This window comes from Streptomyces sp. NPDC002787 (assembly GCF_053592095.1).
Window position 1 is genome coordinate 57905 of record NZ_JBSFVC010000001.1, and the last position, 25942, is coordinate 83846.

18 protein-coding genes are annotated in these 25942 nt (G+C 72.5%); 5 read left to right on the forward strand and 13 right to left on the reverse strand.

All coding sequences use genetic code 11. The features are described 5' to 3' along the window. Window positions 1-175: 175 nt before the first annotated feature. The 3 genes from ACWD26_RS00270 to ACWD26_RS00280 all read left to right on the forward strand — a co-directional run bounded on the left by ACWD26_RS00270 (window position 176) and on the right by ACWD26_RS00280 (window position 3694). Complete coding sequence (locus ACWD26_RS00270) at window positions 176-1177, forward strand: pectate lyase family protein (protein WP_451264570.1); 1002 nt, start codon at window positions 176-178, stop codon at window positions 1175-1177. Between the two features lie 34 nt (window positions 1178-1211). Then, a complete protein-coding gene (locus tag ACWD26_RS00275) occupies window positions 1212-1853 on the forward strand; it encodes a hypothetical protein (RefSeq protein WP_451264572.1) in 642 nt (213 codons plus the stop codon). A 110-nt stretch (window positions 1854-1963) separates the two neighbouring features. Beyond that, entirely contained in the window at window positions 1964-3694 is a 1731-nt protein-coding gene (locus ACWD26_RS00280) for a hypothetical protein (protein WP_451264574.1), read from the forward strand. Between the two features lie 72 nt (window positions 3695-3766). Here ACWD26_RS00280 and ACWD26_RS00285 read toward each other — a convergent pair whose 3' ends face one another. The 6 genes from ACWD26_RS00285 to ACWD26_RS00310 all read right to left on the reverse strand — a co-directional run bounded on the left by ACWD26_RS00285 (window position 3767) and on the right by ACWD26_RS00310 (window position 14720). Continuing rightward, complete coding sequence (locus ACWD26_RS00285) at window positions 3767-4408, reverse strand: cutinase family protein (protein ID WP_451264576.1); 642 nt, start codon at window positions 4406-4408, stop codon at window positions 3767-3769. Window positions 4409-4577: 169 nt separating this feature from the next. Further along, complete coding sequence (locus ACWD26_RS00290) at window positions 4578-5807, reverse strand: PucR family transcriptional regulator (protein ID WP_451264578.1); 1230 nt, start codon at window positions 5805-5807, stop codon at window positions 4578-4580. 122 nt (window positions 5808-5929) lie between these two features. Then, complete coding sequence (locus ACWD26_RS00295; protein WP_451264580.1) at window positions 5930-6913, reverse strand: alpha/beta hydrolase; 984 nt, start codon at window positions 6911-6913, stop codon at window positions 5930-5932. A 22-nt stretch (window positions 6914-6935) separates the two neighbouring features. Then, a complete protein-coding gene (locus ACWD26_RS00300; RefSeq protein ID WP_451264582.1) occupies window positions 6936-11171 on the reverse strand; it encodes a beta-ketoacyl synthase N-terminal-like domain-containing protein in 4236 nt (1411 codons plus the stop codon). Further along, a complete protein-coding gene (locus ACWD26_RS00305; RefSeq protein ID WP_451264584.1) occupies window positions 11168-12919 on the reverse strand; it encodes a fatty acyl-AMP ligase in 1752 nt (583 codons plus the stop codon). Before ACWD26_RS00305 ends, ACWD26_RS00300 begins: the two co-directional genes overlap by 4 nt. A 130-nt stretch (window positions 12920-13049) precedes the next feature. Continuing rightward, window positions 13050-14720 carry an acyl-CoA carboxylase subunit beta gene (locus ACWD26_RS00310; RefSeq protein ID WP_451264586.1) on the reverse strand — a complete coding sequence of 557 codons (1671 nt, stop codon included), beginning with the start codon at window positions 14718-14720 and terminating at the stop codon, window positions 13050-13052. Between the two features lie 346 nt (window positions 14721-15066). On the opposite strand from ACWD26_RS00310, the gene ACWD26_RS00315 reads away from it, so the two are divergent. Continuing rightward, entirely contained in the window at window positions 15067-15243 is a 177-nt protein-coding gene (locus ACWD26_RS00315) for a hypothetical protein (RefSeq protein WP_451264588.1), read from the forward strand. Between the two features lie 53 nt (window positions 15244-15296). Here the strand turns inward: ACWD26_RS00315 and ACWD26_RS00320 are convergent, their stop codons facing one another. Then, on the reverse strand, window positions 15297-17744 hold the full coding sequence (locus ACWD26_RS00320) for a penicillin acylase family protein (RefSeq protein ID WP_451264590.1): 2448 nt from the start codon (window positions 17742-17744) through the stop codon (window positions 15297-15299). A 204-nt stretch (window positions 17745-17948) separates the two neighbouring features. Between ACWD26_RS00320 and ACWD26_RS00325 the strand changes: the two genes are divergently transcribed. After that, complete coding sequence (locus ACWD26_RS00325) at window positions 17949-18470, forward strand: hypothetical protein (protein ID WP_451264591.1); 522 nt, start codon at window positions 17949-17951, stop codon at window positions 18468-18470. 26 nt (window positions 18471-18496) lie between these two features. Here the strand turns inward: ACWD26_RS00325 and ACWD26_RS00330 are convergent, their stop codons facing one another. From ACWD26_RS00330 to ACWD26_RS00355, 6 genes are all read right to left on the reverse strand, one after another. Next, entirely contained in the window at window positions 18497-19615 is a 1119-nt protein-coding gene (locus ACWD26_RS00330) for an SGNH/GDSL hydrolase family protein (RefSeq protein ID WP_451264593.1), read from the reverse strand. A gap of 148 nt (window positions 19616-19763) precedes the next feature. Beyond that, on the reverse strand, window positions 19764-20615 hold the full coding sequence (locus ACWD26_RS00335) for a dioxygenase family protein (RefSeq protein WP_451264595.1): 852 nt from the start codon (window positions 20613-20615) through the stop codon (window positions 19764-19766). Continuing rightward, window positions 20608-21750: a maleylacetate reductase gene (locus tag ACWD26_RS00340; protein WP_451264597.1), complete on the reverse strand. Its 1143-nt coding sequence runs from the start codon at window positions 21748-21750 to the stop codon at window positions 20608-20610. Before ACWD26_RS00340 ends, ACWD26_RS00335 begins: the two co-directional genes overlap by 8 nt. Continuing rightward, on the reverse strand, window positions 21747-23042 hold the full coding sequence (locus ACWD26_RS00345; protein WP_451264599.1) for an MFS transporter: 1296 nt from the start codon (window positions 23040-23042) through the stop codon (window positions 21747-21749). The genes ACWD26_RS00340 and ACWD26_RS00345 overlap by 4 nt, the downstream gene beginning before the upstream one ends. Continuing rightward, on the reverse strand, window positions 23039-24628 hold the full coding sequence (locus ACWD26_RS00350; RefSeq protein ID WP_451264601.1) for a bifunctional 3-(3-hydroxy-phenyl)propionate/3-hydroxycinnamic acid hydroxylase: 1590 nt from the start codon (window positions 24626-24628) through the stop codon (window positions 23039-23041). Before ACWD26_RS00350 ends, ACWD26_RS00345 begins: the two co-directional genes overlap by 4 nt. Next, window positions 24621-25625 (reverse strand): amidohydrolase family protein, encoded by a 1005-nt coding sequence (locus tag ACWD26_RS00355; RefSeq protein WP_451264603.1) that lies wholly within the window; start codon window positions 25623-25625, stop codon window positions 24621-24623. Before ACWD26_RS00355 ends, ACWD26_RS00350 begins: the two co-directional genes overlap by 8 nt. Window positions 25626-25942: the final 317 nt, after the last annotated feature.

Genomic DNA, 25942 nt, shown 5'->3' on the forward strand with positions numbered 1-25942 from the left:
CTCCCTTCCACAACACAGGGACCACTGGGGTTTCGTTGACATGCCCAAAACACGTGCTTAGCATTCAGGAAACTGAAAGCGCTTTCTAGTCTCTGGGCACTCGTTTGTGTGCTTTTTTGTGTGCTTGTTTTCGCACGACCCGAAAGATCCGCCCACTCGCCCCGGGAGGAACCACATGAGGTCGTCGTTGTCACGCGCCGCACGCGGCGTTCCCGCTCTCACGCTCGCCCTGCTGCTCGCCGCGATCGCGCCCGTGGAGGCGGGGACGGGGGCGGACGTGGTGCCGCTGGCGGAGACGTCCCCCACCGGCTTCGCCGCCGTCAACGCGCTCGGCCAGAACGGCACCACCGGCGGGGCCGGCGGCCCCACCGTGACCGCCACCACCACCGAGCAGTTCCTGGAGTACATCGACACCACGGGCCCGCTGGTCATCCGGGTCCAGGGCACGATCGACATCACCAGCAAACAGGGTGTCCGCCCCGACAAGACCATCATCGGGGTCGGTTCGTCGGCCGTCATCAACGGCGGCGGTCTGGAGTTCTACCGCTCGTACAACGTCATCGTGCGGAACATCAGGTTCACGGGCGCCGAGGACGACGCCATCAGCGTGGGCCAGCAGTCGCACCACATCTGGATCGACCACAACGAGTTCGTCGCCCCGCTCGACGGCGCGGTCGACGTGGTCCGCGCCGCCGAGTACGTCACGGTGTCCTGGAACTGGTTCAACAAGACCGACAAGAGCATGCTGCTCGGGCACTCCGACGGCAACGGCAGCCAGGACACCGGCAAGTTGAAGGTGTCGATCCACCACAACTTCTTCGACGGCTCACGGCAGAGGCACCCCCGGGTCCGGTTCGGTGAGCCGGTGCACGTCTACAACAACTACTACAAGGGGAACGCCATCTACGGCGTCGCCTCGACCATGAACGCCGGCGTCGTCGTCGAGGGCAACCACTTCGAGGGCGTCCCCAACCCCTGCTATTCGGCGAGCGGTTACGACGCCTCCGGGCCGGGCCGGCTGGTCCAGCGGAACAACGTCTTCACCGGGTCCGGTACGTGCGAGACCAACGGCACGGTGACCGAGCCGCGCACCTACTACGGCTACACGCTGGACCCCGTGGCCGACGTCCCGGCCCTCGTACGGGCCGGGGCGGGCACCGGCAAGATCGGTGCCTGATCCCTCCCCCCACCCATGCACAGGAGCCCCCCACATGAGTTCACTGCGCAAGAAGACGGTCATGGCGGCGTTGGCGGCCGCGCTTCTGGCCGGACCCGGTGTCGCGCAGGCGGCCCCACAGGCCCCACAGGCCCCGCAGGCGGCCCCACAGGCCCCGCAGATCGCGCCGGTGCCCCGGGAGCAGGCCGCGGCAGCCACGATCACCTGGACCCTCGTACGGGCGAGCAACCCGACGCAGGACCAGCAGTCGGCGTACACGCTCATCACGGCGGCCATGAACGCGGCGGTCGCCCGGTACAACAACCTCAGCGACCTCGGGAAGAACATCACCGTCCGCTACGAGCCGGGCGTGCCCACCGCCGACGGCAACATCAACGGAACCATTCGCTTCGGTTCCAACCGCAGCTACATGAACGAGCGGACCGCGCTGCACGAGATCGCGCACACCATCGGGGTGGGCACCAGCTCGGGCTGGTCGCGGCTGGGCGGCAGCGGCACCTGGACCGGCGCACAGGCCACGGCGCTGGTCCGGCAGTTCGACGGGGCGAGCGCGAAGATCTCCACCGGCGGTGGCCACTTCTGGCCGTACGGGCTGAACTACGACAACGAGTTCTCCGGCACGGCGGCCGACCGGCACGTCCGGATCGTCGCCGCGATGGTGAGCGACGGGCTGTAACTCCGGTAGCGGCAGGGGGAGTTGGTGCCTGATGACAAAGGCGCCGACAGTAGCTGCGTTGTTGTGAGCATGGGGCGGTGGGGGCGCTTTCGCGGTCCTACCGTCCCAGCATGAACACGAGCCGCAGCAGGAGAAGGAACCCCAGGGCGCGGCGGAGCGTCGCGCTGGCTGTGCTGCTGACCGTCGGAGCGCTCACCGGGGCCGCCCCGGACGCCCGGGGCGAGGAGGCGCGGACCGAGACGGTCGTGGCGTCGACGAGGCCGGCCGACGGCGTGACCGAGACGCTGGTGCGCGTCAAGGCGCCGCTGCCGGCGTCCTTCGGGGCGCGTCCGGCGGCGTGCGACTGGCTGTCGTACCTGCGCTACCGCTCCGCCGACGGACCGGCGGCCTCGGCCGACGCCGACCGGATCCTCGTCGCCCAGCCGGGCATCCTGGAAGGCGCCGGAGCCTTCGACAGCGTCGCCCGCAACACCGTCACCCGCGCCGCCGAACAGGGGCAGCACATCGAGTTCTGGGCGCTGGACCGGCGCTCCAACTGTCTGGAGGACCGCACCGGCGTGGCCTCCGGCGACCAGCACACGGCCGTCGACTACTACTACCGGGACAAGCAGGTCGAGGGCCGCACCTTCGACGGGTTCGTCGGCAACGGCGACCTCGGCTGGATGGCGAAGCTCGGCATCGAGCGCACCGTCCGCGACCAGTACGACCTGCTCATCGCCGAACTGCCCGACCAGCGGGTGCGCGAGGAGAAGGTGCTGTGCGGCGGGCACTCGCTCGGCGGGGTCATCACCGGCTACTTCGCGACCGCCGACTTCGACGGCGACCGGGCCACCATGGCCGACGCCGGACACCGCCAGTGCGCCGGCTACTTCGCCCTCGACACCACCGTCTCCACCTCGCTCGCCGACCTCAGCGGCAGCATCCCGGACGACACCAACCTGCCCGACGTGGGCCTCGGGTACGGCGCGGTCCAGGCCGGGCTCGACAGCGGACTGCTACCGCGCTCACTGTCCGCTCCGGTGCTTCTCAACCCCGAGATGATGACCCTCCTGGCCATCGCCGGTCTGGGCGCCCTCCAGGACCCGGGCGGCGAGGCCACCCTGCCGAGCTATCTGCCCCTCAACACCAACATCGAGGTCACCAACCGCTTCCTGTTCTCCGAGGACACCGCCACCTTCCTCAGCGGATCACCCGCCGTGAAGGACTTCCGGCTCACCAACGAGGCGGTGCTCGGCGCCCTGATGGACGACCACTCCGTACCGCTGGCGTTCCTGCAGAGCAGCGTGGGCTTCTTCGACGGCGGGCCGGTCGTCGACAAGAACTTCCCCGTCGCCAACGGCGGCGAGCAGCAGCCGGCGCTGTTCGGCAGCGAGTACAAGGCCATCCCCGACCAGCCGGGCGGTCCGCTCTACACCTGGCGCAATTACGACCGGGTCGGCGACCCCGACGACCCCGGGTACCGGTCGGCCGACGGGACACCGTTCACCGACGCGGGCAAGGAGGTCACCGACATCCAGGAGCTGGCCCGCAGCATGGCCGAGCAGCCGCTGGACTTCACCGAGCAGTACTTCCCGACCAAGCTGGTCACCGACCTCCAACTGGCGACCTCGCCCCAGGTGAAGCGCCTCGTCGTCCACCCGGACGGGCTCACCGCCCATCCGACGCTCACCGTGCTCGCGGGCGACGGACTGCTCGCGGGCCGTGTCCCGGCCGACCTCGACCCCGTGGTCGCCGACGGCTACCAGCACCTGGACGTGCTGACCGCCGCACCCGTCCAGAACGACGGCCGCCCCGAGCCGGTCTCCACGAGCCTGACGGAGTTCGCGCGGGAACCCAAGTAACCCTGGAAGCCACCGCCCCATGGAAGAAGGGCCCGGGAGGATCTCTTCTCCCGGGCCCTTCGCCTGTGTGTGTCAGACCTTGGTCGCGGCGAAGGCCGCCGCCGCGTCGGCGTTCGCGGTGTAGCCGAGGTGGGCGCCCACGTCACCCCCGCCGTTCTCGCAGACGGGGTCGCCCGCCGCGCAGAAGTCGATGGTGCGGCTCTGGTAGGTCCCGGTGACGCTCTTGCCGATGGCCCGGATCGGGTTGCCGAACAGCAGCACCGCGGCGACCTTCGGTTCGAGCGCGGCGGGGATCGTCGCCACGATCGGGCTGCCGACCACCGCGCCGGCGCTGCTGATGCCGATGGAGTTGTCGACGACGTTCGCACCCTGCGAATAGCCGACGAGAATGAAACGCTGGTTCGGACAGGCGGCGGCCTGACTCCGGACGTGGTTCACCAGATCCGAGTTGCCCTGCGCTGCCGACGTGAGAGAAAGGTCCGCGGGATAGTTCACCTTGTAGCTGGACAGTGATTTGCCCGCGATTTTCTTCTGCAGCGCCGAATACACGGGGTCGCCGACGATGAAACCGAGGTTGCCCGGCTCGAAGGTGCCGCGAGCCGCGACGACGTCGATGTCCGTGCAGGCCGCGGCCGTGGCGGGGGACGCCGAGACGGTGGCCAGTCCGGCCCCGCCGGCCAGCGAGAGCGCGGCGAGGAACAAGCGGATACGCATGGGGATCCTTTGAGGGTGGGGCGCGTGGAGCGCCTGCGGAAAAGGACGTCCCGAAGGTATTCGCCGGGTCAGGCCGAGTGTTATGGCCGGGAATTCAGTATTCTCTTTTCTTTTTGCGCCGAGGTGAGTCGCTTTCCGAGGTGAGTCGCTTTCCTGGGAGGCCGGTTCCTTACGCGGTGAACGTGTCGTCGTCCCGCAGTGCCTCCGCGCGCAGGGCGAGGATGAGGTCCAGGCGGGTGCCGGGGTCATGCAGGGCGTCGCCGAAGAGCTTCTCCAGCTGGCGCAGGCGGTAGCGGACCGTCTGCGGGTGGATGTGGAGACGGGCGGCCACATCGGGCACGTTGCTGCCGCTGAGCAGCCACGCCAGCAGCGTCTCGGCGAGCCGGCCGCGCGTCCCCTCCGCGACCGCGTCCAGCGGGGCCAGCACCTGTGACTGCAGCTGGGCCAGGATCGGTTCGTCGCTGTGCAGCAGCAGCGTCGACAGATGGTCGGCGCAGCGCACCACGCCCTGCCGGGGCAGGATGCCGCGCCCCATCAGGCCGAGCGCACGGGTGGCCCAGTGCAGTGAACGGGCGGCCTCGGTGAGCGGGACCGTCGGGCCGATCGCGGCGGGCCGGCCGCGCAGCGCGAGGGTGAACGCCCGGCCGCCGAAGCGACCGGAACCGTCCGGGTCGGGCACCAGCATCCGGGGCGGCCGGGAATCCATGTCCACCAGCGCCCCGGCCGCCGCGAGCGGCCGTTCCGCCTCCCGCTGGTCGGTGGTCGCCGCCAGCGCGACCACCGCGACCTGCCTCGGCACCGACCACCGGGCGCCGTGCGCCAGGTCCTGCACCGCCTCCGGGGCCACCGGCCCCTCGCCCAGCAGCAGATCTAGCAGCCGTCCGCGCCGCCGCTCCAACTCGTCGGTGCTGCGCGACTGGGCCTCCGCGTATCCGGCGGCGGCCGCCTCGGCGACCTCGTGCACCGTCCTGAACGCCAGTTCGCCCAGCGCGGCCACCACCGAGGAGTCCAGGCCCAGTTCCTCCGCCGTACGGCCCATCAGCCGCCAGGCATGCAGACCTCCGACCCGCAGCGCGGACTGCAGCGCGTCCAGCGCACGGCCCTCCAGGGCCTCGCCGCGCCCGAGTTCGTAGTAGGTGGCGGTGATCGCCGCACCGTGGCCGCGCGGATCGGCGATGTGGTCGACGAACAGGGTCAGCGCCTGGACGACCCCCGATCTGAGGTGCGCGCGATACGCCCCGGCCGGGCGGGCGTACTCCGGGACCTGTCTGCGCACCTCCTCCTCCACCTCGTCGGCGACGGCCTCCAACTGGTCGCGCAGCAGTTTGGCCAGTTCAGGCGGCACTGGGGCGGCGACGGGACCGTCCGGTACGCCGAGCGGCGGGGTGGGGGCAGCCACGGCGGACCCTCCTTTCACCCGGAAGCGGCTCACCCGCGGGCCGGTGCCCGTGGGGCGAGGGACAAGTCCTGGGTTGGACGTGCGTCCCCTGCGCTCCGTTCCGTGCCCCGACGGCACCGGCCTCACGCCGGCACCCCCAGCGCACCGGCGAGCATCGGCCACGACGCGGCGAACTCCCGCCTCCAGTAGGCCCAGCTGTGCCCTCCGCCCGCGTAGAAGTGGGTGGTCACCGGGACGCGCAGCAGGGCGAGCGTGTCGGTGAACGCGTGCGCGGACGGCCACAGCGCGCTCTCCAGCGCCTCCGGGAGCCAGTCGCCGATGCCGCCCACCACCCCGCTGCCACTGGACACGTACAGCGCGGTGCCGCGCAGCCCCGCCGCGCGGGAACGCGGGTTGAAGTCCCGCCAGGTCAGCACGTTCAGGATCGGGTTGCCCCACAACGACAGGGGCGCCAGGTTCTCGCGGGCCACGATGGCGTCCATCAGCGTGGGCACGCCGGGCGCGGTGGTGTCGAGGATGCCGCTGTACGAGGCGGCGGCCCTGAACATGCCCGGATGCCGTGCCGCGTGCGCCATCGCCCCGTACCCGCCGGTGGAGACTCCGGCGACGACCCGGACCCCGGACGCCCGGTAGTCGCGGGCGAGCAGCGCCGGAACCTCGGCGAGCTGGAACGTCTCGTAGTCCGGGCCGTTCCGCCAGGCGGTCGGAATGCCCGTGGGCCCCGCGTCCGGCATCGCCACGATCAGCTCCCGGCCCGCCGTGAACGCCTCGATGTCCGTCTCCCGGGTCCACGACGTGTAGTCGTCGTGGGCGCCGTGGAGGAGGTACAGCACGGGGTACGTCCGGCCGGGCCGCGTGCCGAAGGACGAGGGGAGGATCAGCCGTACGGGGGCGCTGCGGCCCAGGGCGGCGGAGGGGAGGGAGACGTCGAGGGTGCGGGGGCCCAGGCGGGTGGCTGCCTCGGCGGTGCCGGTGGCTGTCATGCCGAAGAGGGCGGCCAGACCGGTGGCGGCCGCCGCTCTGGTGACGGTGCGTCGGGACACTCCGGTGGTCTCGGGGGACGTCGCGGTGTCGCGCGGGGACATGCGGGCGGAACGGTCGGACATGGCGGCTCTCCTCGGAGCGGGTTCAGCGGTTGGTGTCCTTGGCGAGCTCCCACCGCAGATGGGCGGCGATCTCGTCGACGTGCGGCGGGTCGAGCAGCGACAGATGGTGACCGGCGACCCGTACGACCGTCAGCCCCGGGCACACGTCGTCCCAGCCGAGCGCGTCGTCGTCCCGCTCGTACGAGGGGTCGCGCACGGTGTGCGGGGCGGGCTCGGTGGCCCGGTACAGCACCACCCGCCCCTCGTGGCGGCCCGGCCGGTGGGCCTCACCGATCCGCAGATCCAGATAGGAGGCCCGCTGGTGATCGAGGGCGGCCTGCGGTAAGTCCGCTGCCTCGCGCAGCGCCCGCAGCACGGTGTCGACGCGCTCGCCGTCGTCCTCCATCGCGGACAACTCGTCGTACGGCAAGTCCAGTTCGACCCCGTACGTGTCGGCGACGTGCCGGGCGAAGCCCGTGAAGTGGGCGCGGATCCGGTCGGCCGGTGTGCCTTCCGGCCGAGGGAGCGGCCGTACGGAGTCGATGAGCACGACGAGTTCCACGTCCCGTCCGGCCGCCGTGAGCTGCCGCGCCGTCTCCTGCGCGACGAACCCCCCGAACGACCAACCGCCCAGCAGACAGGGCCCGTCGGGATGCGCGGCGGTGATCGCCTCGGCGTAACGGCGTGCCTTCTCGACGACCGTGCGAGCCTCTTCGACCCGCTCCAGCCCGTACACCGGCCGCTCCGCACCGAGGCGTTCGACGAGGGGCCGGTAGACCTCGGTCGTGCCACCGGCGGCGTGGAGGAGGAAGAGCGGGGGGCGGGTGCCGGCGGGTTGGAGGAGGTGGAATGGCCGGGAGTCAGTGGCCGACGTGCGGTCGCCCGGCGATGGGGCCGCTGCCGCGATCGCCGTCGCCCTGCCCGGCAGGGCCTGCTGGATGCGGTGGGCCGTGTCCTCGACCGTCGCGGCGCCCAGCAGGTCGCGCAGGGGCAGTTCGATGCCGAACTCGCGCTCCAACGCGGCGCGGATGCGGACGGCCATCAGTGAGTCCAGGCCCAACTCGGCGAAGGCGGTGGCCGGGGTGATGCGCGTCGGAGGGTGCCCGGTGACGGCGGCGATGTGGTGACAGAGGAGCGCGGAGACCGAGAGGTCCTCCACCGCCGTGCCCTCCGACGTGCGGCCGCCCCCGGATCGGCCCGTCTCCGACGCGCGGCCCCCTTCCACCGCATCGGCCCCGCCCGGCTCGTGGCCCTGTACCGCGACACGGCCCCCTCCCGCGAAGCGCCCCTCGTCGGCCCGCCCCGCCGGAAAGCCCGTCGCCGTACTCCCCGCCCGCCCGTCCGTCCACCAATGCCGCACGTGGCGCCAGCGTGGTGCCGGCAGGTCGATCACGCGGCCCGGCGGCAGGGGCAGTCGGGAGCCGGCGCAGTGGAGAGTGGCGAGTCGGGTGAGGAAGTCCGTGGGGGTGTCGGCGTCGCGGTGGAGGGTGGCGAGGGCGAGGGCGCCGGGGGCGGTGTCCACGATGGCCCGGGTGAGGACCGGGTGGGGGGAGAGCTCGACGAAGGCGGTGTGGCCGTCGGCGGCGGCAGCGGCCACGGCACGGTCGAGACGTACGGGCCGCCGCAGGTTCGCCACCCAGTGCGCCGCGTCGAAGACGCAGTCCCCCCGCGGGTCGTCCAGCACGGTGGAGTAGACGGGCACGCGAGGGCGCCCGCCCCGGATGTCGGCCAGGGAAGCCGCCAACTCGCCCAACAGAGGCTCCACTTGAGGAGAGTGACCGGCCCCGACCACCCGCATGGCGCGTGCGGCACGACCCTCCCCCTCCAGTCGGCGCACCAGTCGGCCCACCGCCTCCTCGTCCCCGGTGACCACTTTCTGCCCGGGTGAGGAGTGCACGGCCACATGCACTCCGGGGAACTCCCTCTCCACCGCGTCGAGTTCGCCGTCGTCGAGGTCGACCACCGCCATCGCCCCGCCCCGCAATCCGCTGAGCAACCGTGCCCGTACGGCGACCACGCGCGCCGCCTCCGACACCTCCAGCGCGCCCGCGCACACCGCGGCGGCCACCTCGCCCAGGGAGTGGCCGATGACGGCGGCGGGCTCGACACCGTGCGCACGCCACAGCTCGGCGAGCGCCAACTGGAGGCCGAAGAGGACGGGTTGGGCGACCTCCAGCCGATCGAGGTCGCCGCCGGAGGCCACGTGGTCGTACAACGACAGACCGCACTCGGGAGCCAGACGCGCGTCCAGCTTCTCCACGGCCGCGGCGAAGGCGGGTTCCTCGGCCAGGAGCCGCCGCCCCATGCCGGTCCACTGGCTGCCGTACCCGGAGAAGACCCAGACGGGCCCGCGCCCGATGAGATCTCGGTCGCCGGTCATGACCCGCGCGTGCGGGCGCCCGGCCGCCAACGCGCCCAGCCCGTCGGCCAGTTCGGCTCGGTCACCGGCGACGACCGCGGCACGTACCGGCCCGCGCCCCGCGCGTCCCGCCAGCGTGCGGGCCACGTCGGCGGGGTGCGCGGCCCGTCCCTCCGGCGTGTCGAGCCAGTCGGCGAGCCGGGCGGCGGTGTCGCGGACACGGGCGGTGTCGGCGTCGGAGAGGAGGTGGAGGCGGGCGGGGGGTTCCTCGGCCGGGTGCGGGAGCAGGGCGCCGGGCCGCCATTCCTCCAGTACCGCATGGGCGTTGGTGCCGCCGAACCCGAACCCGGAGACGCCGGCGGTGGCCGTGCCCCCGTACCGGGGCCATGGCTCGGCCTCGGTCACGACCCGCAGCCGTGCGTCGTCCAGGGCGCTGCCCTCGGCACAGTGCAGTGAGGGCGGGATCAGGTCGTGGTGGAGTGCGAGGACCGTCTTCACCAGGCCGGCGATGCCCGCGGCGGACTCCAGGTGGCCCAGGTTGCCCTTGACGGAGCCGAGGAGCAGCGGCTGGTCGGGGTCGCGGCCCGCGCCGAGCACGGCACCGAGGGCGCCCGCCTCGATGGGGTCGCCGAGCGGGGTGCCGGTGCCGTGTGCCTCGACGTGGTCGATGTGCGCGGGGGAGAGACCGGCCCGCGCGTAGGCGGTGGTCAGGAGCGCTTGCTGGGCCGTCGGGTTGGGGGCGAGGAGACCGTTGGAGCGGCCGTCGGAGTTGACGGCGGTGGCGCGGATCACGGCGAGGACGCGGTCGCCGTCCCGTTCGGCGTCGGACAGCCGCTTCAGGAGCACGGCCGCGCAGCCCTCGCCCCGGCCGATGCCGTCGGCCGCCGCCGAGAACGGCTTGCACCGGCCGTCCGGCGCGAGGGCGCCCGCCCGCCGGAACGCGACGGTGACCGTGGGGGAGAGCAGCACGTTGACCCCGGCGGCGATCGCGGCGTCGCTCTCGCCCGTGCGCAGGCTGACGCACGCGTGGTGCACCGCCACCAGGGACGACGAACACGCGGTGTCGACCGCCATGCTCGGCCCGCGCGTGTCCAGGACGTACGACAGTCGGCCCGCAGCCACGCTCAGCGCCCCGCCGGCCGGCGCCCAGGGGTCGACGGCGGCCGGGTCGGCGCCGGTGAGCTGCCCGTACTCGGGCGCGGAGACCCCGACGAAGACACCGGTGGCGCTGCCGGCGAGGGACGCGGCCGGGACGGCGGCGTGGTCGAGGGTCTCCCGCACGACCTCCAGCAGGATCCGCTGCTGCGGGTCCATCACGGCCGCCTCGCGCGGGGTGACGCGGAAGAAGTCCGCGTCGAACCCGGCGACGTCGTCCAGATAGCCGCCGTACGGGAGCGCGTCGGCGGGCGGGTACGGCGTGAAGTCCCGCCACCGGTCCTCCGGGACCCGCCGGATCGCGTCGACGCCGTCGAGGAGCATCCGCCAGTAGTCCGCCGGGCCCCGCACGCCGCCGGGCAGCCGGCAGCCGACCCCGACGACGGCGATCGGCTCACCGGAAGAGGGCGCGGGAGGGGGAGAGGCCGCGACTTCCACCGGAGCGGTCTCCGCCGCCGTGCCGCACAGGCGGGCCACCAGCGCGTCCACCGTGGTCGCCTCCCACAGCAGCGTCGCCGGCAGGTCCCGGCCCGTCGCCCGGGACAGCTCCCCGGCCAGCACGACCGCGTCCCGCGACGACATACCGAGATCCGCGAACGGCCGGTCCGTCGGCACGTCCCGGACGGCCACACCACTCCAGGCGGCCACGTGCCCGGCGACCAGCCGCCGCAGCGCGTCCCCCGCACCCTCGCGCGCCGACCGGCGCGGCTCGCCTGCCTCGTCCACCGGCCGCAGCGGCTCGTCCGCCTCGCCCACACCGCTCATCCCACGACCTCCGCCGCGTAGGCACCCGCCAGATAGCGCTCACGGGTCAGTGCCCGCGACACCTTTCCGCTGGACGTACGCGGCACCGTGCCCGGTGGGACGAGGACGACGTCGGACAGCCGCAGCCCGTGCCGGGCCGAGACGGCCGCGCGGACCGCCCGTACGAGGTCCGGTACGTCGATGTCCGCGACAGCGACGGTCCGAGCGTGTTCCGCGACGACGACCACCCGCTCGCCGGAGCCGCCGGGAACACCGAACGCGGCGAGCCGGTCGCGCCGTACGGCCGGGTGCGCGTCCTGGGCCGTGGCCTCGACGTCCTGCGGGTAGTGGTTGCGCCCGTCGACGACGATGAGATCCTTCAGGCGCCCGGTGACGATCAACTGGCCGTCCAGGACGGTCCCCAGGTCGCCCGTCCGCAGCCACGCGCCGGAACCGTCCGTGGCATCGGCGAGAGCGGCGCCGAAGACGCGGCGGCTCTGCCGCTCCTGATTCCGGTAGCCACGCCCCACGTTGGGACCCTGCACCCAGATCTCGCCGACCTCCCCCTCCGCCAGCGCCACCCGCGACACCGGGTCGGCGATCCGTACCCGCTGGCCCGCCGGCGTGCCGCAGCCGGCCAGGAGGACGGCCCTCGGATCGTCGGGCCGTGCGGGCAGGGCCTTCCCGGTGGCCAGGGCGTCACGGTCGAGCGCGAAGCCGCGCAACGGCTCCCCGGGGCGGGCGGCGCTGACGAAGACGGTCGCCTCGGCCAGCCCGTACGACGGACAGTGTGTCTCCGGCACGAGCCCCTGTGCGGCGAACGCGGCGTGGAAACGGTCGGCCGTGCCGGGACGGACCGGTTCGCTGCCGTTGATCAGCGCGGCGATCCCGTCCAGCCGCAGCCCGGCCTTCTGCGCCTCGGTGACCGCCGACGCGCAGTAGTCGTAGGCGAAGTTGGGGGCCGCGCTCAGCGCGCGCGGGTGCGCGGCCAGCAGCCGCAGCCAGCGCACCGGCTCGTGCAGGAACGCCACCGGGTCCATCAGCACGGACAGCAGCCCCCGCACCACCGGCGCCGCGACACTCAGCACGAGCCCCATGTCGTGGTACAGCGGCAGCCAGCCCACACAGGTCACCTGACGCGTGTCGGCGCGATAGGCGGCGAGCGCCTGGCGGGCGTTGGCGACGACGTTGGCGTGGGTGATCTCCACGCCCGCGGGGGTGCGGGTCGAACCGGAGGTGTACTGGAGATAGGCGACGGCCAAGTCGTCGAGCGCGGGTGACGGCCGCCAGTCGGCGGCGGCCGCGTCGGGCACCTGGTCCCCGGCGAGGACCTTCACCGCCCGGCCCTCACACAACTCCCGTACCTCGCCGAGGGCGTGACCCGTCGTCACGACGACCGCCGGGCTCGCGTCGGCCAGGACCGCCGACAGCCGGTCACCCTGCCCGGGCAGCCCGGGCGGGAACAGCGGCACGGCGACCAGCCCGGCGGCGAGCGCCCCGAGAAAGGCGGTCACGTACTCCGTTCCTTGCGGACACAGCACGGCGACCCGCGCCCCGGGCTCGGCCTCCGCGGCGAGCCGGGCGGCCACGGCCCGCATCCGCAGGTCCAGCCGGCGCCAGGTCAGGGTGCGGTGGACGCCCCGGGACCGCGGGGCGGGATGGTCGACGAAGGTGAACGCCCGGCGGTCGGGGGTGGTCTCGGCCCAGTGCCGCACATACTCCGGCAGACTGCGGAACACGGGCGCGAGCGGGGGGCGGCGGCTGTCCATCGGGCATGGCTCCTCACGTCGCGGGGGACGACTTGCGGTTCAGAGAGGACGTAGGGGGTCGGCAACGACCTTGTGAGGCCGGGCAGTCGGGTCGGCCACACTTGTGCCGGGAGGCCGGTCGGAGCCGGGTTCAGAGCGGGATGTTGCCGTGGCGGCGCTCCGGCATCGGGGCGCGTTTGCCGCGCAGGGCGCGCAGCGCGCGGCAGATGTGGGCGCGGGTGTCGCGCGGGGCGATGACGGCGTCGACATAGCCGCGCTCGGCGGCGAGGTAGGGCGTGCCGTACGTGCCCTCGTACGCGGTGACGAGTCGGGCGCGCAGCGCCTCGGGGTCGGCCGCGGCGGCGAGTTCGCGGCGGTGCAGGACCCCCACCGCGCCCTCGGCGCCCATGACGGCGATCCGGGCGGTGGGCCAGGCCAGGTTGATGTCGGCGCCCAGGTGCTTGGAGCCCATCACCGCGTATCCGCCGCCGTACGCCTTGCGCACCACCACCGTCACCTTGGGGACGGTCGCCTCGGCGTAGGCGTACAGCAGTTTCGCGCCGCGCCGGATGATGCCGGCCTGCTCCTGGCGGACGCCGGAGAGATAGCCCGGGACGTCGGCGAAGGTGAGCAGCGGGAGGCCGAACGCGTCGCAGAACCGCACGAACCGCGCGGCCTTCTCGGAGGCGTCGATGTCGAGGACCCCGGCGGCGTGCAGCGGCTGGTTGGCGACGACCCCGACGGCGGCACCCTCGACGAGGGCGAGCGCGCAGATGATGTTCGGCGCGAACAGCTCCTGGACCTCCAGGAGTTCACCGTCGTCGACGATCGCGCGCAGGACGTCCCGCATGTCGTAGGCCTGCCCGAGCCGGTCCGGCACCACCGTGTCGAGCTCCAGCCCGGCGGGCGCGGCCCCCGGAGAGTACTGCGGGGGCCGCTCCAGATTGTTGGCGGGGAGGTACGACAGCAGGTCGCGTACGGTGTCGAGGGCGTCCACCTCGTCGGCGGCGAGGAAGTGGGCGTTGCCGTTGACGGTGTTGCTGGTGCGAGCGCCGCCCAGCTCCTCGGCGCTGGTGCGTTCACCGGTGACCGTCTCGATGACGTCGGGTCCGGTGACGAACATGTGCGAGGCGCCGTCCACCATCACGGTGAAGTCGGTGATGGCGGGCGAGTAGGCGGCCCCGCCGGCGCACGGCCCCAGGACCACCGAGATCTGCGGGATCACCCCGGAGGCCTGCACATTGCGGCGGACCAGCTCAGCGTAGAGCGCGAGCGAGGTGACGCCCTCCTGGATACGGGCGCCGCCGCCGTCGTTGAGCCCGATGACCGGGCAGCCGGTCTTCAGGGCGAGGTCCATCAGGGCGATGGTCTTCTCACCGAAGGCCTCACCCATGCTGCCGCCGAACACCGTGGCGTCCTGGGCGAAGACACAGACCTGACGGCCGTCGATCGTGCCGTGCCCGGTGACCACCCCGTCGCCGTACGGGCGCCGGCCGCCCTCTCCGGTGGGGCGGGCCCGCACGAACAGGCCCGTCTCCGTGAACGAGCCCGCGTCCAGCAGCAGATCGATCCGCTCCCGGGCGCCGTACTCCCCCCGTCTCCTCGGCCCGCCCGGAGCGACCGCCCGCACCCGGCGGCTCTCCAGTTCCGCGATGCGGTCGGCGGTCCCGTCCGCGGCCCGGTCGGCAGCCCGGTCGGCGGCCCGGTCGGTGTTCCCGTCCGTCTGCCCGTCTGTCTTCCGGTCGACGGTTCGTTCACGGACCGGCTCGGGCACGGGACCGGCCGTCCGCTCCGCCACCTGCCGCGCCCGGGATGTCGTCACCTCTAGTGTCACAGCCACCTCCGAAGTGGCTTTCGAATATGGCAGCGCGTGAGGGGCGGACCGGGGCAATCACCGTTCTGTTTGCGGGAGATGAGTCCTGCGGGACCGGGGTTCGTCCGTGGGTGACAAGGGTTCGGGGGCGACCGGACGCGTTCGAGACGGATGGCTGTAATCGTGCTTCACTTGAGGTTTCAACGTGCCGGGATCTCGGCGCCCGAAACTCACCGTGAAGATCGTCGACCGCTGGCCCCGAGTGCGTCCCCGGCGACGTCGACCTCGGCCAGCAGGCCTTCGCCCGTATCGCCGACCCCGTGGCGGGACGGGTGCCGATCACCTGGACCCTGGCATGACCTGGCGCCAACTGCCGCGCCAGGGGTACCACTACTTCGTCTCGGCCGACGGCATCGGCTGCGGCTCCGACATCCGCGTCACCGACATCCACGGCCGGACCCTCACCGACACCGGCGTCACCCTCACACCTGACGTCGACCAGCCGGACCGCGCCCAGTTCACCAAGCGCTGACCCGTGGGCAGGGTGCGCGCCCCGGTCGGCCTCCGTCAGCGGTGGTCAGCGTGTCAGCGGTGCAGCGTCGTCACCTCCAAGGCCGGATCACTCGCTATCTCGGTCTGGGTGAAGCGTTCTCGGACCCACTGCTCGCGGGAGTAGAGGCGCGTCTGGTCGGTGTAGTGCGGGGAGGCCTGATTGGCCGACTGGCCGTAGGTGAGGAGGGTGTGGGCGCGCGGGCCGTCAGGGGTCAGTTCGACGGCCATGAGGAAGCTGGTGCCGAAGGCCCCGGCGGGCGGGGTACCGGTGCCCGACTCGGGGCCCGCGTCCACGACGTTGAAGCATCCCTTGTCGCCGGTGCAGCCGGAGAGCGGTATGCCGGCCCACTTCTGGACGGCGCCGAGCTCGATGTCCACCGGCAGATCACGGGCGGCGAAGTCCCGGACGGCGTCGGCCAGGGCGCGCCCGACCCGAACGTCGTCGCCCTTGATGCCGCGCGGCGTGGTGAGTGGCTGCTCCGGGTCGTAGGGGACGCGCCGCCAGGTGTCGGGCGGGCCGGCCCCGAGGAGATGTTCGAAGAAGGTCATCCAGAGCGCGGCGCCCCGGCTGCCGGTGTCGGCGCGGGTGTCCCAGGCGGCGAGGGTCGCGCAGGCCTGCCGAACGTCGACTGCCTGGCCGTCCGTGGCCTTCGGCATCGGGTTGGCACGGCACATGGCGACCACGTCGTCTCGGCCCGTCTCGGCCGACAGGACGCGGTTGCCCAGCATCGAGGCACGCAGGCCGTCCAGGGTGAAACCCGGGGCGCCGAGTCCGTCCGTGCCGGCCGCGCGTTCCCCGATCATCCGCAGTCCGAGCTGCGCACGCTGCCCGAGCCGGGCATCACTGTCGTACGCGGCGGGGAAGCCGGTGAGGGGAGACTCCGGGTTGGTGTACCGGGGGCCGTTGTTGGAATTGGCGACGTAGTCGGCGCGGCTCAGCCTCGGCTGGTGGGACGGGCCGTGGACACCGGGCACGATCGCGTCGGGGTCGCTGCCCCAGGCACAGGCCGAGGTGGAACCGTCCAGAGCGGAGGGCCGCCCTTCCTCGTCGCCCGGCAGGCTGCAGCGCCTCAGCTGTTCGTCGGTGAGATGGGCGACCACAGAGGAGTCGGTGAAGTACGTGCCGCCACCGGTGTCGGCCGCGAGGGTGTACGTCCAGGGAATGCCCTGGTAGGTCTCCTGGGCGCTGCGCAACTGGCCGAGGTCGCGGGCCTTGCCCATGGCCAGCCAGGTGTTCATGGAGCGCAGGTTGTCGGCGTTGGCGTCGCGGACGGCGTACGCCGTACCGGTGGTCCAGCCGGAGGAGAGCACGGCCCCGAAGCGGGAGGTGTAAAGGGTCCGCTCGACGGTCGTGAGCCCGCCGTTCTCGTCGCGGACGGTGACCGGGACCGTGCGGCGCTGCATACGCTCGGCCTTGCCGTCGACCACGTAGCTGGTCGGGTCGCCGGGCACCAGCTTCAACGCGTAGACGGAGGAGTGCTGGGCGTCGCTCGCGGTGTGCGTCCAGGCGACATGCCGGTTGTGGCCGATCAGGACCACGGGTGTGCCGTAGATGCCGGCGCCGGACACGTCCAGGGTGCCGGGGATGGTCAACTGCACCTGGTAGAAGCGGAAACCGCCCATGGCCCAGGGCAGATGCGGGTTCGCGAGGACCATCGCGTTGCCGGTGCGCGTGGCCTCGCGCCCGAGGGCCCACCCGTTGCTGCCGAAGTCGGCGCCGAGGCCCGGCAGGCGCGGGGCCGCCTTCGCCGTCGTGTTCCCCTTCGCCGTCGTCTCTCCCTTCGTCGGTGGCTTCGCGTCGCCGATGTCCGGGGCAAGCGGGACCGCACCGGTCGCGCCATTGACGTCGTACACCACCTTCCACAGGTCGAGCGCGGTGATCGGCCGTACCCACGGCTTGCCCTCGCAGCGGGCGTCCGGGAGATCGTCGACGCCCGTGTCGCGCAGGTAGCGGTTGTACCCGGCGGCGTACCCCTCGACCATCCGGCGCAGTTCCGTCGTCGGCCCCACCGGCGCCTTCCGGTCGAGCAGCCGTCGGACGGTGCCCGCGCGTGACTGCCCCTCGTAATACGTGTCGCTCGCCAGGTTGGCGCCCTCACCGGCCTCCCCGTCCGGCCCGAAGAACCTCGACCGCTCTCCGCGTAACGTCACCACCTGGTCGGCGAGTTCGCACACGTTGTCCTGCGCGAACGCGTAGCCGTAGCCGTATCCGAGCCCGTCGAAGTCGCGGGCCAGTATGTGTGGGATGCCGTACTCGGTACGGCTGATCCGGGCCGTGTATCCACCCTCGCCCACCGCGTCGCCACCCGTCTCGCCCACTGCCCGGTCCGCCGCCTCGCCACCCGCTCCCGTCGCCGCGGACGAGGGAGCGGGCAGCAGGACGGCGGTGGCGGAGGCCACGCAGAGCGCGGCCGCGACAGCCGCCAACCGGCCGGTGAAAAATCCTCTGTGACGCTTCGTCAGCGTCCTGGTTTCGCCCATGGCGCTACTTTTGCGGAACGACCCGGGGGGCGCATCGCGCCCCGGATTGATTTCCCGGAGCCGTATCAGCCTGGGGAGGTACATCTTTCGGTTCAGCAGGGAAATGTGGCCCAGGACACGTCCCCTCCGTGGCCTGCGCCATTTCCGTGCCGACGGCATCCGGTTACGTTTTGCAACGCATTCCCGACACCCACGGATGGCCCAGTGCTCGCAGATCTCTCCCCGCTCATAGCGGCGACCACCCAATGGCTGACCCGCGCCTACCCGGCGGGCGGCGGCGCGCTCGACGACGCGCTCTGCGAGGCCCAGGCCCGGCAGGCCGTCACCGTGGCGGCCTGGCTTCGCTATCCGACACCGATGGACGCGGCGCTCGTCGGCATGGCGGGACCCGGTGGTTCCGCACGGCTCGACTGGATCACCGGCGCCGACGACGTCCCGGCACCGGAGGAGTACGCCTGGCGGACCTGGGTGGACGAGGTCGTGGCCAGCTGGGCGGCCTGTCTGCTCGCCGACCCCGAGCTCGCCCACGCCGCCGTGGCCGCCCTCACCGACTCCCCGCACACGGCCGGCTCACCGGTCGCCTTCCGCCGCCTCCTCACCCCGGACGACCTCGACCGGCGGGCGGCCACCCTGCTGCGCCACCCCGACCTCCTCGCCCCCGTGGCGGCCCTGCACCACGCAGGGCTCCTCGACACGCTGCAGCCGGGGCAGGCGCTGACGGCCTGAGCCGCGCGGCGACCGCCCCGGCCCCGCTACCAGCGCAACGGCAGCCCCGCCAGGTGATCGTCCAGCAGCCCGGAGATGATCCGGTGGTCGTGGAGCGAGGGGTGCCAGTCGCAGCCCAGGTGATCCAGAGCGGGGTCGTCGTAGTACCAGTGGCTGACCCGGGCGTCGCCCCGTCGACGGCGCTCCTCGACGATCCGCAGGGTGGCCTCCGCGAACGCGGTGGTGTTCCAGAGGTGGGCGGCGGAGACCACGAGGAACGTCCCGGGCCCGTACCGGGCGCGCAACGTGTCGAGGAAGCCGTGGTAGGCGCTCTCGTAGGCGGCGACCAGCTCGGCCTGCGTGGCCCAGCGCTCGCCCGGGTTCAGGGGCGTCGAGAAGTCGTTGATGCCGAGCCCGACCACGACGACCTGCGGACGCCAGCTCGCCGGTTTCCGCCAGACGTCGCCCTCGATGTTCAGCAGGGCCCGATCGTAGTACGTGCGAAAGTCGGTGCCGGGTTCGCCGCCGTTGTAATTGCGGACCATTCCACGGCCGGAAAAGGCGTTGATCTGGTGGTCCGCGTCGAGGTTTCGTGCGGTGAGCGCGCCGAAAGCGAGATCGGCGTTGCTGTTCCGGTTGACCCCGCCGTTGCCGGAACAGTCCTGGGTGGTGGAGACATTGCCGTATCCGGCGGTGAACGAGTCACCGATGAACTCGATCTGCCTGCTCCGTGCCCGGGGTCTCGCGAGAACCGCGCCACCGGCGGCGGCGACGAACCCGCCGAACCTGCCCGCCGCCCACGGGCTCTCCGTCCGCTTCACCACCCGCACGCGGTGCGTGCCGTCGGCGAGCCCGTCGATCCAGGATATGGTCCGGCCCGGGGTGACCAGGGTGGCGACGGTCGTTCCGTCGACCTGGACGTCGTAGTCGTTGTCGGCGTCGTCGAGGACGACGCCGACCCCCGTCCCTCGGAACCGCCCCTCGAAGGAGATGCCGGGCCAGCTGTACCGCACGGTCCCGTCCGAGGCCTTCCTGACCCGGCCCACCGTGTGAAAGCGGGCCGCCCGGGCGTCGGCGGCCCGCGCGGGCGACGCGACGGTGGTGACGAGTCCCGCGGCGGCGGCCGCGACCACCGTCCGACGGGGTAACTGGCGAGGCGTCTGCATGTGGCCGTCCCTTCGACACACGGTGAGTGGGAGCGCTCCCAGATACGTGCGCTCTCGACGCTGACCGTCACACGCGGCGCCGTCAACCCCTGACGACGACCTACGTCACCCCGCCCACGACCGGCCGGGCGAGCGCCGTACGTGCCCCCTACTCCTTCCTCAGCACGATGTCGAAGCGCGCCGAGGTCCACGTCCCTTCCACCGGGCGGCCGTCCGGTGTGGGTGTCCCGGCCGGACGGCGGTCGAACGGGCGGACGAGTGAGTCCTTCACACCGAAGACCGAGTCGGCGTCCAGCGTGGGGTCGCCCGCGACGAAGATGTGCGTGATGAGCGGGCGGTAGCCGGGTGCCGTCACCTTGAAGTGCAGGTGGGGTGCCCGCATCGGGGAACGGCCGGCCCGGTCGAGAAGGCGCCCCACGGGGCCGTCGTCCGGGATCGGGTACGGCGTCGGGGTGAGCCCCCAGAACCGGTAGCGGCCCTCGGCGTCGGTGAACAGGTGCGCGCGCCCGGCGAGCCCGCCGTCGTCGTACTGGACGTCGTACATCCCGTCGTCGTCGGCCTCCCACACCTCGACCCGGGCCCCGGCGACCGGGGAGCCGTCGGGGCCCGTGACCCGGCCCTCGACCCACGAGGGCTCGCCGCTCGCGCCTCCCGCGATGTCCCCGCCGAGTGCGATGCCGGGCGAGTCCTGGACGAAGAAGGGGCCGAGGACCGTGGACTCGGTGGCCTCGCCGTCGCCCGGCTCGTTCACCGCGACGGTCAGCATCGAGATGCCGAGCACGTCCGAGAGGAGGACGAATTCCTGGCGGGTGTCGGTCGTGAGGTGACCGGCCGCCGTCAGGAACGCGATCGCCGCGGACCACTCCTCCTCGGTGAGCCGCGTCTCGCGCACGAAGGCGTGCGCGTGCCGGACGAGGGCCCGCATCACCTCGCGGAACCGGTCGTCCCGCGCGCCGTCGAAGCTCGCGACGACCTTGTCGGTCAGCTCCTGCTCAGTCATCGGCCGGCTCTTTCGCGCGAGGGGACTCATTCGGATGAAGGCCGGCCGGAGACACCGGTACTGGCACCGGCACGTCCCCGCGCCATGCGCGCCCCAGCAGCGCGCGCATGGCGTCGCGGGTCACCGGGCGCGGGTTGGCGGCCGGGACCTGGGCCATGACCAGTTCGGCGGCCCGGTCGAGTTCCTCCTCGGCTAGTCCCAACTCGGCCAGGGAGCAAGGGGGTTGGAGCCTGGCGTAGAGGTCGAGGAGCGCGCCGAAGGGATCGGCGGGCGAGCCGAGTGCCCCGCCCAGGCGCTGTGCGGCGTCGGGGGCGGCGGGCAGGTTCAGGCCGACCACATGGGGGAGCACCACGGAGTGCAGGGCGGCGTGTTCGAGGTCGTACGCGCCGCCTAGGACGTGGCACACCTTGTGGTGCAGTCCGGAACCGGCCCCGGCGAAGGCGACCGCCCCGAGGTAGGTGCCGAAGAGGATGTCGCGGCGGGCGGCGACGTCCTGGCCGTCGGCGACGACGCGCGGCAGCGCGGACGCCAGCGACCGGACGCCCTCGGCGGCCAGGGCGGAGCTGATCGGGTTGTGCCGGGGGGCCCACCACGCGTCGACGCAGTGGGCGAGGGCGTTGAGCCCCGACGTCACCGACAGCCGGGCCGGCAGCGACAGCATCAGGGTGGCGTCGTAGACGACGACCCGGGGGAGCACCTTCGGGTCGACGCCGGTGCGCTTGTGGCCGTCCTCGGTGAGGCCCCAGACGGGGGTGGCCTCGGAGCCGGCGTAGGTGGTGGGGACGGCGAGGACCGGCAGGCCGGTGGTGAGCGCCGCCGCCTTCGCGGTGCCGGTGGTCGAGCCGCCGCCGACGCTCAGCAGCAGGTCGGCGGCGTGCTCACGGGCGGCGGCCCGGACGGCGCCCGCGACCTCGGCCGGTACGTGGGGCCGGACCCCGCCGAAGATCCCGACGACGGGGAGGCCCTCGCAGAGGTCCTCGGCCAGGGCGCGTTCGGCGTCGGCCGCGATCACCAGGACCCGGCGCGCGCCGAGCCCGGTGACCTCGGCCGCCACGTCGTCCCGCGCGGTCCCGGAGCCGAAGACGACCCGCTGACCCCAGGACTCGTACACCACCGTCGAGCGGACGGGGCTCACGGCGCCACCGTCGCGCGTACCCGGGGCACGGCACCCGCCGCGACCGCCCCGGCCAGCGCGGGGACGGCGAAGGCGTAGAAGGCCCACTCGACGTCGGCGCCGGAGCTGAGCACGAACGCGCCCAGGGACGGGCCGACGATCGCGCCGAGCCGGCCGATGGACAGGGCCCAGGCGAGACCGTTGCCGCGCACGGCGTCCGGATACCTGGTCACGATGAACGCGTTGCCGAGGATCTGCGAACCGATGAACCCGAAGCCGCTGATGAACATGAGCACGAACATCACGACCGTCGGCGGGCGGGTGCTCATCGCGATCAGGCTCAGGGTGCCGACCAGGAAGGCGACGACCACGACCCGCTTGGCGCCGAGCGCGTCCGCGATCCGGCCGCCGACGATGGCGCCGACGCCGACGCCCAGCCACATCGCCGCGGTCTGCAGCAGCGCCGAGCCGAGCGAGAAGCCGGCGGCCTGCATGATGCTGGGTAGCCAGGTGCTGATGCCGAAGACCAGCAGGAGACCGCAGAAGGACATGGCCCAGAAGAGCACGGTCGACACCGCGAGCCCGCCCGTCAGCAGCGAGCCGAGACCCAGCAGGCGGCCCGGGTCCGCCGTCGGCGCCGCCTCCGCCGGGGCGAGACCGAGCCGCTCCTCCACCTCACGCGCCTCGGCCGCACGGCCCGTACGGCGCAGGTGGAACGGGCTCTCGGGGAGCCTGAGCAGCAGCGGCACGGCCAGGAACACCGGGACGACACCGATCACATACAGCCAGCGGTACGACACGTCGGGGAGCAGGGCCGTGCCCAGCAGAGGGGAGACCAGGGCACCGGCCGCGTAACCGCTCATGATCAGGGCGATGTTGCGGCTGCGGCGGTTCGGTTCGCTGAGGTCGGCGACGAAGGCGTTGATCGTCGGCAGGACGACTCCCAGACCGAGGCCGACGATCAGACGGCCGGCGCCGAAGGACGGCACGCCGCCCGCGACCGTGCAGACCGCCATGCCGACGGTGAACACCGTGGTCCCGGCGAGCAGGAGCCGGCGTGGCCCGGTGCGGTGGACGAGGGCCCCGGCGAGGCCCGCGCCGATGAGCATGCCGATGCCGACGAGCGAGCCGATCGTGCCGGCCTCCGCCTTGTCGATGCCGAGTGAGGGGTCGCCGAGGAGCGCGGGCACGGTGACGCCGTACACGGCGAGGTCGTATCCCTCAAGGGAGGAGACGATCCACGCGGCGACCAGCATGAACGTGGTCGCGGGTACTCTGCGGACGGTCGGGCGTATGACGGACGGAGCGGTCATGGCCGGATCCTTTCTCCGACGATTGCAGGAGCCTGCATCGGCTCGACTGCTGTGGCAAGGGTCTTCAGGAGCGCGGGGGCATCTGTGAGCGAGGCCACGGCGCCGAGGATGTAGAAGTCGGGCCGCCACAGGACGGCGGCGCTGCCGGTCTCGTCGAACCAGCGCCCGTAGACGCCGCCGACATCGGTGAACCCCTCGGTGGTGAGGCGGCGGTCGGTGAGGTGGTGGACGCCGACGCCGAGCCGGGCGGCCTCGGCCATGGCCGAGGGGGCGAGCGAGCCGCCTTCGCGGCCGTCGGCCAGGAGGACGAACCCCCGGCCGAGTACGGCGTCGAACAGCCCCACGGTGCCGTGCGCCTCGACCAGGCCCTGCGGCATCAGATGCCCGGCCTGCGGGGACGCGTCGTGCAGACCCGGGCCGAGACCCGGGAAGCGCATCTTCTCGGGGCGGCCGTCGGCCTGGCGCTGCGCGATCAGCCGGGCGTCGCGCTCGGCGGCGGCCACCGGGTCGCGCATCGTCTGCACCCGGCCCAGCTCGATGCCCTTGGCGATGATGGCCCGGACATGGGGCTCGCGCTCGCTCTGGTAGGTGTCGAGCAGCGCGTCGTCGGCGCCGCGCAGCACGGCGTCCAGCTTGAACGCGATGTTCTGGGCGTCCCGGATGCCCGAGCACATGCCCTGCCCGAGGAACGGCGGCATCTGGTGGGCCGCGTCCCCGGCCAGCAGGATCCGGCCGCGGCGCCAGTGCTCCGCCACGAGCGAGCGGAAGGTGTAGGTGGCGACGCGGATGAGGTCGGCCTGGCTCCGGTCGACGTACTCGGCGACCCGCGCCCACACCCGGTCGGGCTCCCGCTCGACGGGGAACGACTCGACCGAGTCGAGCATGAAGCTGAACCGGTGGTGCTCGGGGCCCAGCGAGATGATCGAGACGGGCTGCTTCGGGTCGCACACCTGGCGGGCCTTGGGGATGTCCGCGCCGCCGTCCTTCCTCAGCCGGAAGTCGCAGACCATCCACGGCTCGGAGAATCCGTAGTCCTCCTGGCCGACGGCGAGCCAGTCCCGGGTGAAGCTGTTGCCGCCGTCGCAGGCGACGACGTACCGGGCCGGGACGACGGCGTCCGTTCCCTCGACCCGGACGTCCACGCCGTGCGGGGCGTCGTGGAGGGCGGTGACCTTGGAGTCCATGCGGATCTCGACGTTGCCGAGACCACGGACCAAACCGTCGAGGGCGTCCTCCAGAAAGGGCTGGTACATCATGTACCACTCCGCCCAGCCCTGGCCGCCGACGGCGGCGAAGTCGTGCTCGATGAGCAACTCGCCCGCACCGTTGCGCCACTCGTAGTTCCGCTGGACGTGCAGCGTCGGCAGCAGGGCCCGGGAGAGACCGAGACGGTCGAAGGTGCGCATCGTCTCGTCGTCGAAGATGGCGGCGCGCGGCAGGTTGTAGAGGGTGGGGTAGCGCTCCAGCACGATCACGTCATGGCCTGCCTGACCCAGCAGTGCCGCCGTGACCATGCCCACGGGCCCGTACCCGATGACGGCGACGTCGTACATGTGCGTGCCCTTCCGTTCCACTGCCTCAGACACCGGCGTACGCGGGTGCGGGTGCGGGGGCGTCGTCGGTGGCGAGGCCGAGGAGCTTCTCGGCGTTCCGGTGGCCGATCTTCACGCGGTCGGCGTCGCTGATCGGCGCGTTCCGCAGGAACTTCGTGGCCGTCTCGATGTCCTCGAAGGGGTAGTCGGTGCCGAAGAGGATGTGGTCGGCGCCCATCGAGAGCAGCGCGGTCAGCAGCGGGGCGGAGGAACAGACACCGCTGGTGGTGATGTAGAGGTTCTCGCGGATGTACTCCGAGGGACGCCCGCGCTTGAGCTCGATGCCGTGGTGGGCGTGGAACTCCCAGCGGGAGTCCATGCGCCACAGCACGAACGGCAGCCCCTCTCCCATGTGGCCGAGCAGCAGCTTGGCCTTGGGGAAGTCGTCGAAGACTCCGCCGAAGACCAGCCGCAGGACATGGGTGGCGGTGTCGATGCCCCAGCTCCACATCGGCCCGACGAGCTCGGGGTGGCCGGACAGCACGTGCGCGGTGTCGACGCCGTTGGCCGGGTGCAGATAGAGCGGCACGTCGAAATGTTCGGCGCGCTCCCAGACGACGCGGAGCTCGGGGTCGTCGAGGTAGCGGCCGTGGGTGTGCGCGTTGACGAGGGCACCGCGCAGACCGAGCTGGGTGACCGCGCGCTCCAGCTCGTCGGCGGCGGCCTTCGGGTCCTGCAGCGGCAGGGCGGCGAAGCCGGAGAAGCGGTCGGGGTGCTCGGCGATGACACCGGTCAGGAAGTCGTTGACGGTGCTCGCCTGGCGTACGGCGGCCGCCGGGTCCTTCTCGGCCTGGAGACCGGGGGAGTTGAGCGACAGCACCTGCATGTCCAGGCCCGCCGCGTCCATGTCGTCGAGGCGTTCCTCGGTGAGGTCGAGGAGCCGGCGCGAGGCTTCCGCCCAGGCGTGCGGCTGGGCGATGGAGGCGGTGGACGCGCCGTGGCCCACCAGATCCGGGGTCACGAAGTGCTCTTCGAGGCCGATCAGCTTCATTGCGGAGTTCTCCTCGGGGCGGCCGGGGGCCGGGGATCGGGTGGCGAACACCGACGAGGCCTCGGGGGAGCGAGGTCTCGCCGGCGGTTGCGGGGAGGGGGCCCGGTTCGGCGTACGTGGCCGGAGCGGGCGGGGTGACGGCGAGTGTGTGCGCGTCGGACAGGCGGCTCTTCGGCTGCGAGGGGGGACGCCGGTACGGCGGGGCCAGCCGGGTGGCGGTGAGTGCCACCGGTCCGCAGTTCACCAGAACGTAACGCGTTCCGCAATAGTGAATGTAAGATCGGTCGAGAAAACGCGGGGTAGGCTCGTCGGCCGGC